Origin of the sequence: Caldicoprobacter algeriensis (assembly GCF_023838525.1) — a bacterium.
GTDB lineage: Bacteria > Bacillota > Clostridia > Caldicoprobacterales > Caldicoprobacteraceae > Caldicoprobacter > Caldicoprobacter algeriensis.
Map to the genome: position 1 here is coordinate 60,885 of NZ_JAHUQD010000007.1, position 15,543 is coordinate 76,427.

Here is a 15,543-nt window from a genome sequence, read left to right on the forward strand (position 1 = left end):
CCCGTGATTCAGATATCGGTGTTTTTGGAGAATAAAAAAGGCAAGCTGGCCGAAGTCACGAAGGTGCTGGCTGAGCACAACATTGACATGTGCGCCATATCGATAGCTGATACAACCAATTTTGGCATATTGCGAATCATAGTTAACAATCCTGAGAAGGCATTGGAGGTATTGCGTGAGGCTGGGTATACGGTGAATACCACCGAGGTGCTGGCAGTGGAAGTTCCCGATAGGCCTGGTGGCCTGCACCGGGTACTCGATATATTGAGCAAAGGGGATATAAGCGTGGAGTACCTGTATTCTTTTGTGCGGCGGCCTGCCGAACGAGCCCTCATACTATTTAAAGTAGATGACCTCAAAGCAGCCAAGGAAATATTAAAGAGGGAAAATGTTAGCGTGCTTACAGAGGATGATGTAAATGGTTTGTGAGCAAAATGATCAGGATTCAGGTGATTTGAAATGCGGCCCAGTAAAGTGATAATCGACCTTGCCAAGTTGGACAGGAATATAAAAAATATAAAGCGCATATTAAATCCCTCTACTCAGCTGATGGCGGTTGTAAAAGCAGATGCTTACGGCCATGGAGCAATTGGTGTGGCGCACCAGGCTTTGGTATCCGGTGCTTCGTGGCTGGGAGTTGCCATACCGGAGGAAGGGGCAGAGCTCAGAGAGGCTGGTATTACCGCACCCATTCTGGTGCTTGGGGGCATAGATGAGACTCAGGTAAAGACGGTAGTAGAATACGATTTAACTCAGTGCGTGTTTTCGCTGGAGGTGGTAAGGCTTTTAAATCATGAAGCACAGCGGCTGAACAAGCAGATAGCCGTTCACCTCAAGGTGGATACCGGCATGGGACGTATTGGGCTGGTAGATATTGAAGGCATAAGGAAGTTCTGTGCCGAGGTAAAGTCGTACAGCCATTTGAGGCTTGAAGGAATATTTACTCATTTTGCCGCCGCGGATGATGAAGACAAGTCCTTTACCAATCAACAGAGGAGGCGGTTTTTAAGCGTTCTTGACGCCCTTCGCAGTGACGGCATAAATTTCAAGTGGGTTCATGCTGCCAACAGCGCTGCCATTATCGATTGCCCTGATACCCACTTCAACCTGGTTCGAGCAGGAATTGCCATGTACGGCTATTACCCTTCCGCAGCCGTCAAGCGCTCATTGGTACACCTTGAACCGATACTTCAGTGGGAGACCAAGGTGGTGCACGTTAAGGATATAGATAAAGGCGATAGCGTCAGCTACGGTAGAACTTTTATTGCCCAGAGCCCCATGCGGATTGCAACACTCCCGGTAGGCTATGCAGACGGATACAGCCGCTTGCTCAGCAACAGGGGATGGGTTTTGATAAACGGCCATAGGGCTCCCGTCGTTGGCCTGGTGTGCATGGACCAGGTCATGGTGGACGTGACCCATATCCCGGGAGTAAAACCTGGTGATACTGCGGTGCTCATTGGAACCCAGGGAGAGGAGACCATCTCAGCTGAAGATATCGCAAGGCTGTGCGGCACCATCTCGTATGAAATTCTGACGGGTATAGGGCGCAGAATACCCAGAATCTACATCTGATGAAGATATAGGAAAAGCATAGGAGGAGCTGATATACGTTGATAGACAAGGCAGAAGCTGTGGCAAAAGAAGATATAAGGCGGATCATGTTGAGGCGCAGAAGGGAGATGAGCCAGGAGGAAATCGATGAAAAGAGCGGGCGCATAGCCGAGATCTTATTCTCTTTGGACTTTATCCAAAATAGCCAAACCATCATGGTCTATGTAAACATGCCGGGGGAAGTAAGGACCGAGAAAATAATTCAAGGTTTGCTGAAAGCCGGTAAGACTGTGGTGGTGCCGGTTTGCATCCCCAGAACGGTTGACCTGCTGGCTTCCGAAATTAAAGGGCTGGACGAACTTGTACCCGGACATTACGGAATACTCGAGCCCAGAAGGGAGTTTATAAGGCCGGTTGATCCCAGCACCCTGGAGATAATAATAGTACCTGGCCTTGCATTTGATATACATGGAAATCGAATAGGCCACGGTAAAGGGTACTACGACCGCTTTTTGATGAAGGTTCCGCCTTTGGCCAAAAAGGTAGGTCTAGCTTTCGATTTTCAAGTGATGCCCAGCGTGCCCATTTGCCATTTTGATGTTCCAATGGATCTGATTATAACCGAAAGTGGCATAAAAAAGCAGAATGAATAAAGTGCAGTATAGCTAAAATTTACACAAAAGAAGGCATGGAGTCAAAAGCCCCATGCCTTTAATTTTTTATGTGCTCAAATCATTTTCGTTGTCATCTTAAAGAGGAATTTTAATTATTTTGTCGAATAAATGAAACAATTATATAAATTTTCTTGTATGCGAGGGAATGGATTTGGTCGAAGAAATCAGCATTGAACAGCTGGATGAAATAGTAAAAAAGACCATAGAAGCGCTGGAAAACGGAAAAAAGCAGATATTTGAGATTGCTGAGAGCGCCCGGCAGGAATGGAAGGACCTGGAGGTTAAGCTTGCCGAGCTGCAAAGTAAAGTAAAAGAAGCGATAGAAGAAGTAGAGAGGCTGTCGCTTTTAGAAAAAGAAAGCCGCTATAGACTTATGGTAGTCAGCAAAAACTTTAAGCTCTACGGCGAGGATGACATCAAGAAGGCCTACGATATCGCCAGGGAACTGCAGATTAAGTTGGCTCTTAAAAGGGAAAACGAACAGTACCTGATTGCTCAGAGGACCGAGCTTGAGATGCGTATTCGGCGAGCAAGGGAAATCGTAGAAAGAGCCGAATATTTGGTTACCCATGTGGCTGTGGCCATGAACTATCTTGTCGATGCGCTGACCAATATAAGCAGTACAATACATGAGCTGCAGAAAAAAGAAATGATGGGCATAAGGATAATCACCGCCCAGGAACAGGAACGCCAGAGGTTGGCTCGAGACATACACGACGGCCCTGCCCAATCGCTGTCAAATATCGTACTCAAGTGCGAGCTCTGCGAAAAACTGCTGGATAGGGACATAGAGAAGGCCAGGAAGCAAATAGGCGAGCTAAAACAGCTTGTAAAATCCAGCCTTCAGGAAATACGGAGAATCATATTCGACCTACGTCCCATGTCCCTAGATGATTTAGGCCTGGTGCCCACGCTTCAGCGCTATGTGTCGACGTTCATTGAAGATACCGGCATAGACGTGGCGTTAGAAGTTTATGACCTCGATGAAAATGCTGTGGATAAAGTGGTTGAAGTGGCCGTATTCAGGATCGTACAGGAAGCGCTAAGCAACATAAAGAAGCATTCAAAGGCAACAAAGGTTCATATCAAGATGTATGTCAAAGATGGTTTTTTGATTGCCAGGATTGCCGACAACGGCATAGGCTTTGATAAAGAAAAAGTTGAAGGGCAGAAAAGAGCCGATATCCATGAAGGTGGGTTCGGCATATATGGCATGAAGCAGCGAGCTGAGCTGCTTAAAGGCAAATTGACTGTTCAATCCCAGGAAGGAAAGGGTACCACGGTTTCACTGCAAATACCCATTAATACTATCGAAAAGGAGGGTTAATTAAATCTATGGAGCAGAGAAAGATAAAGGTGCTCATCGCTGATGACCATTCTCTTTTCAGGAAAGGGCTTGAGCAATTGCTTGAATTGGAGGATGATATAGAAGTAGTGGGGGAAGCCTCCAACGGTAAAGAGGTGTTGGAAAAGGCCCTTCAGCTCAACCCTGATGTGATCTTGATGGACATAAACATGCCTGTTCAAAACGGCATATATGCTATAAAAGAGCTTAAGGAAAGAGGTTGCCCGGTCAAGATAATAGTGCTCACGGTTCATGACGACCGGGAATACCTCCTGGAAGCAGTAAGAATAGGTGCGTCCGGGTATATCATGAAGGATGCTGACGTTGATCACCTTTTGAAGGCCATCAGGGACGTGTATAGAGGAGAGACTTACATACAGCCAAATCTTTCTAGTAAACTTATAAAGGATTTCGACAAGATGAGCTATCATTCGGTAAGAAAGCAGTTTGAACAGCACAACTTAACCCCGCGGGAAATTGAGGTCTTGCTGCTCATAGCCGACGGCAAGAACAACAAGGAAATTGCCAATGAGCTGTACATAAGCGAGAAGACGGTTAAAAACCATGTGTCAAATATATTTAAAAAGCTGGATGTAAACGATCGTACACAGGCTGCCATCTATGTGTTTAAAAACCATTTAAAATAATATTTTGTAGTCTGCCCCTCCTCTTCAAGATTGCCTGGAAATGATGCTTGTTTTATAGTATAATAACACAAGAGGGGAGGGGATAAAGTGGGACCCATAAGACAGGGTTTGAAGCTATTAGGGACCCATGCTGTCATGTCGCTGGTTCAGTTTATATTTATGCCGGCATTATTCGGTATTCTTGAAAAAAATCAAGTATACCAGTGGCTTGTAGGGCTTGTTTATATAGCGATATTCTGGTTGATAATATACGCTGACATGAGCAGTAAAGGACTGGATGACGCCAAAAAGGAGGCTTTTGCCCCGTACAAAGGCTTTATAGCCGGTCTCATAGCTTCTATTCCGAGCGTAATTTTATATTTGCTGGCTATTAGCATTAAGCCTTCTGCAGGCAGTGTTAATTGGTTTAGCACTGTTTTGCGGATTTGGCTGGTACCATATACCAAGATATTTGTTACATTTGAAAAAATGATGCCCGATATAGCCATAATACCAATTGCTTTGCTTCCTTTGTTATCAGGAATTAGTTATATAGATGGGCTTCGCAAGAGAAAGAAAATTTTAGAGGCCATAGAAAATGCCGAGGCAATGAGAGCTGAGAAATCAAAGGTGAATATAAGCTTTTGATATAAGACATAGTTATTTATATGCCAATTCATCATATTGTAAGCCACTTGTCTGCCTGTAGCAATTCTAATAGTTTATACGATAGGATTTATAGTACCATTCTTTAACAGGGATACACCCGCTTGTTGCGGGTGTATTTTTTTGCAAAATAATATGGAATAATGTTCTATATTTTTGGAAAAATAAAGATATTGCATCAATATCGCTGGAGGAGCTGGGTATGGAGGAAAAAGTGAAGGGCAAGCTCATGATAATTGGCGGAGCAGAAGACAAAGAAGGTGAGTGCGTAATCTTAAAAAAGCTTGTTGAACTGGCAGGGGGGCAAGATGGAAATATCGTGATTATGACAGTGGCCACCGAGTATCCCAAAAGCATAGGCGAAGAATACACACGTATATTTGAGCGCTTTGGGGTACGGGACATAAATGTTATACATATAGATTCCAGGTGTCATGCTAACAATTATGAACTTGTAGACAAGATGGATGATGCCACCTGTATATTTTTTACCGGTGGCGATCAGCTGCGCATCACCTCCCTTCTTGGAGGTACTAAAGCTGAAGAGAAGTTAAAGGAAGCGTATTACCGCGGGGTTGTGATTGCCGGAACGAGTGCAGGCGCTTCTGTCATGAGCGAGACCATGATCACCTCGGGCAATGATGACGATGCGCCAAAAAAATGTACGCTGAAGATGGCACCAGGATTGGGGCTTTTAAGAGACGTAGTGATAGACCAGCACTTTGCCCAGAGGGGCCGGATTGGGCGCCTACTTACCGCTATAGCCCAAAACCCGCACATGCTAGGAGTGGGGATTGACGAGGATACTGCCATCATAATAGATGGCAATGCGGTGTTCGAAGTGATTGGTTCCCATGCTGTGACAATACTCGACGGCAAAACCCTGAATTTTACCAACGTTTCCGAACTGAAGCCCGACGAAATACTGGCGCTGACCAACGTCGTAATGCATGTACTTCCAGCAGGTTATAGGTATGATATCAAATCCCGAAGACCGGTAATTAGGAGGTAATTGCTTTGAAGATTTGTGAGATTAAGGCATTCAAAGGAAGAAACATTTACAGCCATCAAAAGGTAATCAAAATGGTTGTGGACCTAGAAGAGCTGGCAGATATAGCTACAAAGGATATAAGGGGATTTAACGATACGCTGTTGAATCTGCTACCCGGCCTGTACCAACACCACTGCTCCCTGGGCTGCCCCGGTGGCTTTGTTACGAGGCTTATGGAGGGCACCTATCTGGCACACGTCATCGAACACTGTGCCCTAGAGATACAGCATGTTCTGGGATATGATGTCAGCTTCGGCAGGGCGAGGCAAATCAAAGATTCAACTAAATATACCATTGTGTACGCCTACAGAAATGAGATAGCAGGTTTGGAAGCAGGAAGGTGTACCGTTCAACTGGTGGAAGCCTTATGTCGTGGTCAGACTTTTGACCTCAATTCACATCTCAACAGGATAAAAGATAAGGCCATGAAAAGTGAATTAGGGCCCAGTACCAAAGCCATTGTTGAGGCTGCACTGGAAAGAGGGATCCCCGTTATGAGAATCGGGAATGGCAGCATATTGCAGCTGGGATACGGGAAATATCAAAAAAGGATAGAGGCCACCATAACCGAGAATACCAGCTGCATTTCGGTTGATATAGCCTGCGATAAGGCCCTGACCAAAGAGATATTGAGGGAGGCAGGAATACCCGTCCCTGAAGGCAGCGTATGCACTTCGCTTGAAGATGCACTGGATATAGCGCAACAGCTGGGTTATCCCGTGGTGGTCAAGCCAGAAAAGGGGAATCAAGGAAAAGGCGTGTCCCTCAACCTTACCACCCCTGAGGAAGTGGCCCAGGCTTTCAACATTGCCAAACAGGTGGATGAAAACGTCATAGTGGAGAAGTATATCAAGGGGAACGATTATCGTGTGCTGGTGGTGGGCGACAGGGTGGTGGCCGTTGCGCAGAGAATTCCGGCTCATGTGGTGGGAGACGGCATACATACTGTCGCTCAGCTGGTGGATATGGTAAACAAGGACGAGAGGCGAGGGGAAGACCATGAAAAACCGCTCACCAAAATAAAGATAGATGAGATATCGCTGGCGTTGCTGAAAAAACAGGGATACACTGTAGATAGCATTCCTACTGCCGGCAAATGGGTGTACCTTAAAGCCAACGGCAATTTAAGCACTGGCGGAGAAGCCATCGATTGTACCAACAAGATACACCCGGTAAATTGTGACATTGCGGTAAGGGCAGCTCAGATAATAGGACTTGACATTGCAGGAATTGATATTGCCTGCCCCGATATTTCCAAACCGATAGAAGAGGGTACAGGTGCGGTAATAGAGGTAAACGCCGCGCCCGGTATACGCATGCACTTGTATCCATCCAAGGGTAAGCCGAGGAACGTGGCACAACATATTATAGATATGCTCTTCCCCCCGGGGAGCAGACACTCCATCCCTATAATATCGGTTACAGGGACAAATGGGAAGACCACCACCGTTCGCATGATTGCCCACATTCTCAGGACACACGGTTATACTGTGGGGATGACAACGACCGGCGGTGTTTTTATAAACGACCGCTGTGTCATGAAAGGAGATACCACGGGCCCCGCCAGTGCAAAGATAATTTTGACAGATAAGAGCGTGGAGGTGGCGGTGCTGGAGACCGCCCGTGGTGGCATCATTAGATCAGGTTTGGGCTATGACCTCAGCGATATCGCTGTTTTGACCAACATCAGCGAAGACCACCTGGGGATTGACGAGGTCTATACCCTTGAGGATTTGCTGCATGTGAAGTCACTGGTGATAGAGGCCGTAAAGACAAACGGGTATGTGGTGCTGAACGCCGATGACCCCATGGTGGTGGAGGCCGCCAAGCGAGCGCGAAGCAACATAATATACTTTTCTAGGCAGGAGGACAACATCATTGTGCACAGGCACCTCATAGGCGGGGGGCTTGCCGTGTTTCTAAAAGGGCAGCATATCACCATTGCTACGGGAGACGGATTTATACAGTGCATGGATGTCTCCAGGATCCCGGCTACTTACGGTGGAAAACTGGTATATAATATTGAGAATAGCTTGGCAGCTGTAAGCGTTGCTTATGCCATGAAAATCCCCATAGAAACCATACAAAAAGCACTGGCTTCCTTCTATGCCGATGAGATCCACAACCCTGGTCGCTTTAATGTGTTCAATATAAGGGATTTCAGGGTGGTGGTGGACTATGCGCACAACATCAGTGGCTACACCCATGTCATAGAAGCCATCAAAAAGATGGGGGCATTGCGAACGGTTGGAATTATAGGGGTTCCAGGGGACAGGCAGGACAGCAGCATTAGGCGCATAGGGTTTATAGCCGGAAAGGGTTTTGACAGCGTCATAATCAAGGAAGACGTTGACCTGAGAGGCCGGCGCAGGGGTGAGGTCGCCAAGCTATTGGAGGAAGGGGTCCTGTCTGCAGGGATGGATCCTGGCAATGTAGAGATAATTCTTTCAGAGGTTGAGGCTCTTAAAACAGCTATGAGAAGGGCAAAGCCTGGAGATTTGATTGTGATATTCTACGAGAAGCTGGAACCTGTGATGGCCACGATAAAAGGGATGCTGTCAAATATTGAAGCAGGGGCAAATAGCGATAGTGACAGCGCCATGCTGGAACTCACCAGGCTGCAATAGCAGCACAAAATCGATTGCTACCCCGACCATCAATAAAATTTGTGTTTAAGCAACACAAAATTATATTATATATTTAAAGAAAAGAAAGGGGTAGTAATCGTGGATATACATTTCAAGGAAATAGAGCTGGAAGATAAGCCTGTATTTGACTACTATTTTTCCTTGAGACATTATGAGAATTCTGAGTTTACTTTTACAAACATGTTCATATGGCGGCATGCTTTCAATTTAAGGTTTTCAATAATTGACGGCTGCCTTTGTACCATAGGAAGGTTCGGGAAAGATTTTCATTTCTTTTTCCCACCTTTGGGTGGTGAAGACGGCAACGTCAATAGCGCGATTCATAAGCTGATTCAATATTTCAAACAACAGGGATATCCTATTGTAATGAAAGGAGTTACCGATATCACCCGAAGGATAATTGATGAGGCGGTGCCCGGCTTGTTTAAGTTCGAACGGGATCCCAACAACGATGACTATGTATACCTTACCCAGGACCTCATTCACTTGAGAGGAAAGAAATACCATCAAAAGAGGAATCACATCAATAAATTCTTGAGAAGCTATCAGTACACCTATGAACCGGTAGACGACAGCAACATAGAAGAATGCATACAGGCCGAGCTGGAATGGATGGAAAACAAGGATCCAGCCCCCGGGCTGGAACATGAAAAGGTGGCTGTGCTTGAGGCATTGCGTAATTTCGATGCCCTAAAGCTCAAGGGCGGTGCATTGAGGATCGACGGCAAGATCCAGGCATTTTCTTTAGGAGAACTCCTTAACCCCGAGATGGCTGTCATTCACATAGAAAAAGCCAATACGCAATATCACGGATGCTATGCCATGATCAATCAGCAGTTTGCTGAGCATTGCTGGAAGGATGTACCCTATATAAATCGTGAGGAGGACATGGGGATACCTGGCTTGCGGCAGGCAAAGAGGTCGTACCATCCGGTTAAAATGGTGGAGAAGTATACCGGGTATCTGCTGGAGGAGTAACCATGGAGATAAGGTTTGCTGGACCTGATGATATGGCGCAAATAAAGAGGCTGTGGGAATACTGCTTTGACGACCCTCCCGAGTTTGTCAATTGGTTTTTTAGCAGGAGATACAGAAGTGAAAATACTCTGGCAGTTTACCAGGGGAAAAATGTTCGCTGCGCCCTTCAGCTTTTGCCCTATCGAATTATGCTGAGGGGACAACCTGTGAAGACGTCATACCTGGTGGGCCTTTCAACCTGGCCGCAGTACAGGGGAAGAGGCGATGCGAGGGCACTCATCCGGCATGCCTTTGAAGTTATGCGCATGCGTCAGGAGTGGGTGTCAATTTTGCTGCCCTTTCGCTATGATTTCTACAGGAAATACGGGTGGGAGATATGTTACCACCACTTGATGTATAGCGGAGATCTGGAGATATTGGGCCCGGCAGGCAAAATCCTGGATGACATAATACCTGCCGAAAAAGAGCAAATACACCTGATGAATATGTGTTACCAAAAATTTATGGAAGCATATAATGGATATGTGGTGAGAAATGAGGATGACTGGGATCGGTTGCTGGATGACCTCCATATAGCCGGTGGCATTGGATACATAGTAATCAAGGATTCTGAGGCGGTAGGTTATGTGCTCTTTGAGATTTCAAACCGCCAATGCAAGGTCCGTGAGCTCATCTATACTACTCCAGAAGCCAAAAGCGCGCTGATGAGGCTCATTGCCAACCATTATTCCCAGGCTGATACCATTGCCTGGAATGCACCGCCTGACGACATCACCTACACGGATATGCCCAATCCTCGGGGTGTGATGTACAAACAGCCTTACGTGATGGGGCGTATTGTGGACGTAAGACAAGCTTTGAAGGTATTGAGGCCTTCAAGGGAGGTTGATTTGAAGATCCAGGTTATAGACCCTGTGCTGGAGTGGAATGAAGGGGTTTTCAACCTTCGCAATGCTGGCGGATTTATGGAAGTGGCTTCATGTAGCGCATTGCCGCAAGCTGTAATCCCCATCACAACGCTTGCCCAGCTGCTTTGGGGCTATATTACGCCAATGCAGGCCCAAAAGCAGGGTAAGCTCGATGTGCGGGACGACAGAGCAATTGATCATTTAGATAGCATATTCACACCGGCTGTCAACTATATAATAGAGGATTATTAGATCTCTTTAGAATTTTAACCTATGTCGCAGCAATAAAGTGCTATATACGATTTTTGACTATTGTTTTTTCTTTTTGGCCAAATAGGAATCAAAATTTAATATTGACAACTTTCGAGCGACTTTTTATACTTGAGTTTATACAATAAAACAAAATCAATTGTTGGGCAGAAAATCTTAAGTGCGAGTTTGCAGGGTGGTAGCAGGAACTTGAAGGTTGTTATGATTTTGGCCGGCTTGACAGGCGGCTTTTTTATTGAGCGAGAAGTGATGCGCTTGACCGAAGCCGTGGTGGCAAGGGTCCTTCGGTCAGGCAGGATGGGCAAAAAATTTTTTGTACAGATTGCTGTCAAAAACTTTGTTATTTTACTTGTTTTAACATTGGCGGCTGCCTGGTCAGTAACGCTGCTGTTGTCCCTGAGTTCCGGCATGGTGTTGTACACCTTTTTCTATGTTATCAAGAAAAACCGCCATATTGTGAAGACTATTAAACAGAAGGGAAGCGATGGCGTATGGAAGGAATAGATATAAATCCTAAGGTGTGGTTTACCATACCAATAATGGGCGGAATGCCTGTGACCGATGCCGTGTGTATATCCTGGATTGTCAGTGCAGGGCTGATAATCTTTGCTTTTGTGGTAAGATTTTACATTTTCCCCCGGTTTCAGTATGTCCCGAGGGGCTTTCAAAACATCCTTGAGCTGTTGGTGGAATGGGTGTACAGCTTTTCGCACGATACAGTGCATGAATTCAGCGGAGAGCTTGCGCCTTATATTGGTACACTGGTGCTTTACCTCGGGTTTGCAAACACCATTGAGCTGTTGGGATTGAGGCCTCCTACCACTTACATTGCAACTACCTTTGCGCTGTCCATCATCACCTTTTTCCTGATTAATCTCTATGGCATCAGGAAAAAGGGCTTGTGGGGCAGGCTAAAGGATTATACCAAGCCTGTACCGTTTATCGCCCCCATCAAAGCCCTAACCGATTTGGCGGTGCCTGTGTCGCTGGCTTCCCGAATGTTTGGAAACATCCTGGGAGGCCTGGTGGTGATGGAACTGATTTATAAGGTGATACCTGTGATTGTTCCTTCGTTTTTGTCAATATACTTTACCCTGTTTGATGGGTTTATACAGACCTTTATATTCATCACCTTATCGTTAACTTTTATAGGTGAGGCCATAGAATAGCTATAGCATAATGTAAACAGGCATCACGATGTCACAAAAAAGTAAATTGATGTAGTCAATACGGTACAGATAATCATTTCAGGAGGTGAACTTAAAATGGGATTAGCTGCTATTGGTGCTGGACTGGCAGTTTTGACTGGTTTGGGTGCAGGTATCGGCATGGGCATTGCTACCGGTAAAGCCGCTGAGGCCACCGGAAGGCAGCCGGAAGCCGTAAACCAGATCAACAGGATCCTGCTTTTGGGCCTGGCTCTTACAGAGTCTATAGCCATATATGGCTTTGTAATTGCGCTGCTCATAATCTTTTTGCGATAAGGCTTTCAGGGAGTAAAGCTTTCATGCGGTAAGCCCTTTATTAAATGATTAACCGGTTAATTGAGGGGTTTAGCTTCGTGAGGATGAAGGCCGTTTGATGCCCGCTTTCTCACGAAATATTCTTTTTTGACGGATAAAAAACAAAAAATTTGAGGAAACGGTGAATTCGACATGAAAGAATACATCTGGACGTTTATCTTTCATATATTTAACGTAATTTTACTTTACTTAATCCTGAAATGGCTGCTTTTCAAGCCGATAAAGACCTTTCTGGATAGGCGTACCCAGAGCTTTGAGGCAAAGATAGAGGAGCTCAAAAAGCGCGAAAGCGAGATTGAGGAGAATAAGCGTTTATCCAGGGAAGAGCTTGAAAAGGTGCGCCAGCAGGTAAAGGCTATCATGGAGCAGGCTGAGCGCACCGCACAGGAGCGCATACGGGAGGCACAGCAGGAGGCGCAGCGCCAGGCAGAGGCCATGTTGGCACAGGCCAGGCGACAGATAGAGCAGGAGCGGGAACAGGCAATCGAGGCGCTCAAAGCTCAGGCTGCCAACCTGGCTGTAGAGCTGGCTTCCAAGGTCCTGCAGAGCCATATAACCCCTGAACAAAACAAAGCCATGATAGAGAAATTCCTGGAGAAGGTGGAAACATGATGACAGCAAACGTTGAAACAGGGACCTTATGGTCTGCTTTTCCACTGGATGAGGCAATCATTGCGCAGATAGAGGAGCGGTTTTCGACTTTTTTGGGTAAAAAAGTAAAGCTTACTTTGAAGGTGGAGCCTGAAATAATAGGCGGGATTATAGTAGCCATTGGCGACAGGATATACGACGGAAGCTTAAAAGGTCAGCTTAATAGGATGAGGGAACACCTGCTTGGGCTTCAAAAAGGCGATATGGTTGACCTGGGGATTGACCTTAAGTCGTCCGACCAGCTCATCAATATGGAATCTGTTGGCGAGTTCATTCGAGACAGGATTCAGGAATACGAGCAGGAATTTGATGTTGAAAACGTGGGCCGCGTAATACGTTCAGGGGATGGCGTGGTATTAATCAGCGGTTTAAGCGATTGCAGGTATGGTGAGCTTCTGAGGTTTGAAGGCGATGTATTCGGTATCGCCTTTAATCTTGAAGAGGACACCGTGGGTGCAGTATTGCTTAACAACCAGAATTCGGTAATGGAGGGGTCCATGGTTTACAGCACCGGTCGGGTTGTTCAGGTGCCGGTAGGTGAAGGCCTGCTGGGCAGGGTGGTCAATCCTCTGGGACAGCCCCTTGACGGGAAAGGCCCTATTCGCGCTGAAGGCTATAGGGAGATTGAGCAGAAGGCTCCCGGCATATATGAGAGGGATATGGTAAACCAACCTTTGCAGACTGGGTTGCTGGCCATAGACTCCATGATACCTATAGGCAGAGGCCAGCGACAGTTGATTATAGGCGACCGCCAGACGGGAAAGACCGCTATTGCCCTGGACACGATAGTCAACCAAAGGGATAAGGATGTAATATGCGTGTATGTAGCCATCGGTCAAAAAGCTTCAACGGTATCTCAGATTATCAACATCTTGAGGGAAATGGGGGCCATGGATTATACTATCGTGGTTTCGGCAACAGCCAGCGATTCGGCTCCAATGCAGTACATTGCCCCTTATGCAGGCTGTGCGATGGCGGAGTACTTCATGTACAAGGGGAAGGACGTGCTCATCGTTTACGACGACTTGTCCAAACATGCCATAGCATACAGGACGTTATCTTTGCTCCTGCGCCGTCCTCCGGGGCGTGAGGCCTACCCTGGAGATATCTTTTATCTGCATTCCCGCCTTCTGGAGCGTTCGGCCAAGCTGAGCAAAGAAAAGGGTGGCGGGTCGTTGACAGCGCTACCGATCATAGAAACCCAGGCTGGCGATATATCAGGCTATATCCCTACCAACGTGATCTCAATAACCGATGGCCAGATTTTTTTGGAAGACGAGCTGTTTTTTGCCGGTATTCGTCCAGCTGTAAATGTTGGGCTGTCAGTTTCAAGGGTAGGGAAAGCGGCCCAGATCAAAGCCATGGCTAAAGTTTCAGGTACTTTGCGGCTGGAGCTTGCGCAGTACCGAGAGCTACAGGTGTTCTCCCAGTTCAGTTCAGAGCTTGATCCATCCACGCAGGAGCTGCTGGCACAGGGGGAGAGGATCACCGAGATACTCAAGCAGGAGCAGTATCATCCAATGGATGTGGCGCATCAGGTAGTACTTCTGTACGTGGTCACCAAGAAGATGCTGTTGGACGTACCTGTAAGCAGAATTCAGGAGTTCAAACAGCAGTTTATCGAGTATATGGATTGCTATCACAGAAATGTGGTTGAAAATATACGCAAGACCGGCGATATAACTGAAGAGGATATGGCCGAGATAGAGGCTGCTGTGAAGGATTTTAAACAGACTTTTTTGAAGTGAAGATGTGCAGGTGATATCTTTATGTACAGTGTGATTGAAATCAAGCGCAGGATCAGGACCATACGTCAAACGCGCCAGATAACTAAGGCCATGTACCTCATCGCTTCGTCCAAGCTCAGCAGGGCCATGGAAAAATACAGAGCCAATTACGTATACTTCGAGAAGATACGCTCTACTCTAAAGGATATCATAGTCCATAGCCCTGAAATCGACCATTCTTTTTTTGTGCCAAGGGGAGATGAAAGGGCCACCTATCTGGTTATTGCAGGGAATAAAGGGCTGTGCGGGGCTTACAACCACAACGTGCTGCAGACAGCCCTCTCGCATATACAACAGCACAGAGGTGTTGTTGATATATTCGTAGTGGGCCATGTAGCCCGCGATTTTTTCAAGAGAAAAGGTTATAACGTCAATGATGATTTTTTGTACGCAGCAGAAAACCCGAATTTTCACTATTCAAGGGATATGGCCGAGCAGCTGATAGATGCCTATAGCCAAAACAGGATGGATGAGCTATACATCGTCTACACCCATATGGAATCGACGGTGAAGCAGATCCCGAGGGTTATAAAACTACTGCCGGTTGAACTGTCGGCTTTTTTAGACGTCAGCCTTGATGTAGAGTACCGCGCCGATATACTGTATCACCCTTCGCCCAAAGCTGTGCTGGACCTGCTGATCCCCAAGTATCTGCTTGGGGTGATATACGGCGCGTTGATACAGTCTTTTGCCAGCGAGCAACAGGCCAGGATGATGGCGATGGATACCGCTACAAAGAATGCCGATGACATGATAGCCGAGCTGCAGATCAAGTACAATCAGGCACGGCAGGCAGTCATCACCAACGAAATTTCCGAAATAATGGGTGGTGTAGCCGCACTTGAAAAGCGGTACTGATGAA

16 protein-coding genes are annotated in these 15,543 nt (G+C 46.5%); all 16 read left to right on the forward strand.

Features of this window, described 5'->3' with window-relative positions; translation table 11 throughout:
* The first annotated feature begins 3 nt into the window (after positions 1–3).
* Positions 4–429, forward strand: coding sequence for an ACT domain-containing protein (locus KVG29_RS05940; RefSeq protein WP_252227323.1), 426 nt, complete (start codon positions 4–6; stop codon positions 427–429).
* Positions 430–459: 30 nt separating this feature from the next.
* Complete coding sequence (alr, locus tag KVG29_RS05945) at positions 460–1,575, forward strand: alanine racemase (protein ID WP_252227324.1); 1,116 nt, start codon at positions 460–462, stop codon at positions 1,573–1,575.
* A gap of 38 nt (positions 1,576–1,613) precedes the next feature.
* Positions 1,614–2,207 carry a 5-formyltetrahydrofolate cyclo-ligase gene (locus KVG29_RS05950; RefSeq protein WP_252227325.1) on the forward strand — a complete coding sequence of 198 codons (594 nt, stop codon included), beginning with the start codon at positions 1,614–1,616 and terminating at the stop codon, positions 2,205–2,207.
* A 166-nt stretch (positions 2,208–2,373) separates the two neighbouring features.
* A complete protein-coding gene (locus KVG29_RS05955) occupies positions 2,374–3,555 on the forward strand; it encodes a sensor histidine kinase (protein ID WP_252227326.1) in 1,182 nt (393 codons plus the stop codon).
* Between the two features lie 8 nt (positions 3,556–3,563).
* Positions 3,564–4,220, forward strand: a complete 657-nt coding sequence (locus tag KVG29_RS05960) for a response regulator (RefSeq protein ID WP_252227327.1) — start codon at positions 3,564–3,566, stop codon at positions 4,218–4,220.
* Positions 4,221–4,307: 87 nt separating this feature from the next.
* Positions 4,308–4,847: a hypothetical protein gene (locus KVG29_RS05965; RefSeq protein ID WP_252227328.1), complete on the forward strand. Its 540-nt coding sequence runs from the start codon at positions 4,308–4,310 to the stop codon at positions 4,845–4,847.
* Between the two features lie 220 nt (positions 4,848–5,067).
* The gene (locus tag KVG29_RS05970; protein WP_252227329.1) at positions 5,068–5,877 is read left to right on the forward strand and encodes a cyanophycinase; all 810 of its coding nucleotides are present in this window, start codon (positions 5,068–5,070) and stop codon (positions 5,875–5,877) included.
* Positions 5,878–5,882: 5 nt separating this feature from the next.
* Entirely contained in the window at positions 5,883–8,543 is a 2,661-nt protein-coding gene (cphA, locus tag KVG29_RS05975) for a cyanophycin synthetase (protein ID WP_252227330.1), read from the forward strand.
* Between the two features lie 99 nt (positions 8,544–8,642).
* Positions 8,643–9,542, forward strand: coding sequence for a DUF2156 domain-containing protein (locus KVG29_RS05980; RefSeq protein ID WP_252227331.1), 900 nt, complete (start codon positions 8,643–8,645; stop codon positions 9,540–9,542).
* Between the two features lie 2 nt (positions 9,543–9,544).
* A complete protein-coding gene (locus KVG29_RS05985; RefSeq protein ID WP_252227332.1) occupies positions 9,545–10,702 on the forward strand; it encodes a GNAT family N-acetyltransferase in 1,158 nt (385 codons plus the stop codon).
* Between the two features lie 207 nt (positions 10,703–10,909).
* Entirely contained in the window at positions 10,910–11,224 is a 315-nt protein-coding gene (locus tag KVG29_RS05990) for a hypothetical protein (protein ID WP_252227333.1), read from the forward strand.
* A complete protein-coding gene (locus tag KVG29_RS05995; RefSeq protein WP_252227334.1) occupies positions 11,212–11,889 on the forward strand; it encodes a F0F1 ATP synthase subunit A in 678 nt (225 codons plus the stop codon). Before KVG29_RS05990 ends, KVG29_RS05995 begins: the two co-directional genes overlap by 13 nt.
* 96 nt (positions 11,890–11,985) lie before the next feature.
* Positions 11,986–12,204 (forward strand): ATP synthase F0 subunit C, encoded by a 219-nt coding sequence (atpE, locus tag KVG29_RS06000; protein ID WP_252227335.1) that lies wholly within the window; start codon positions 11,986–11,988, stop codon positions 12,202–12,204.
* A 171-nt stretch (positions 12,205–12,375) separates the two neighbouring features.
* Complete coding sequence (atpF, locus tag KVG29_RS06005; protein WP_252227336.1) at positions 12,376–12,855, forward strand: F0F1 ATP synthase subunit B; 480 nt, start codon at positions 12,376–12,378, stop codon at positions 12,853–12,855.
* On the forward strand, positions 12,852–14,642 hold the full coding sequence (atpA, locus tag KVG29_RS06010) for a F0F1 ATP synthase subunit alpha (RefSeq protein WP_252227337.1): 1,791 nt from the start codon (positions 12,852–12,854) through the stop codon (positions 14,640–14,642). Before atpF ends, atpA begins: the two co-directional genes overlap by 4 nt.
* A 21-nt stretch (positions 14,643–14,663) precedes the next feature.
* Entirely contained in the window at positions 14,664–15,539 is an 876-nt protein-coding gene (gene atpG, locus KVG29_RS06015; RefSeq protein WP_252227338.1) for an ATP synthase F1 subunit gamma, read from the forward strand.
* Positions 15,540–15,543 lie beyond the last annotated feature (4 nt).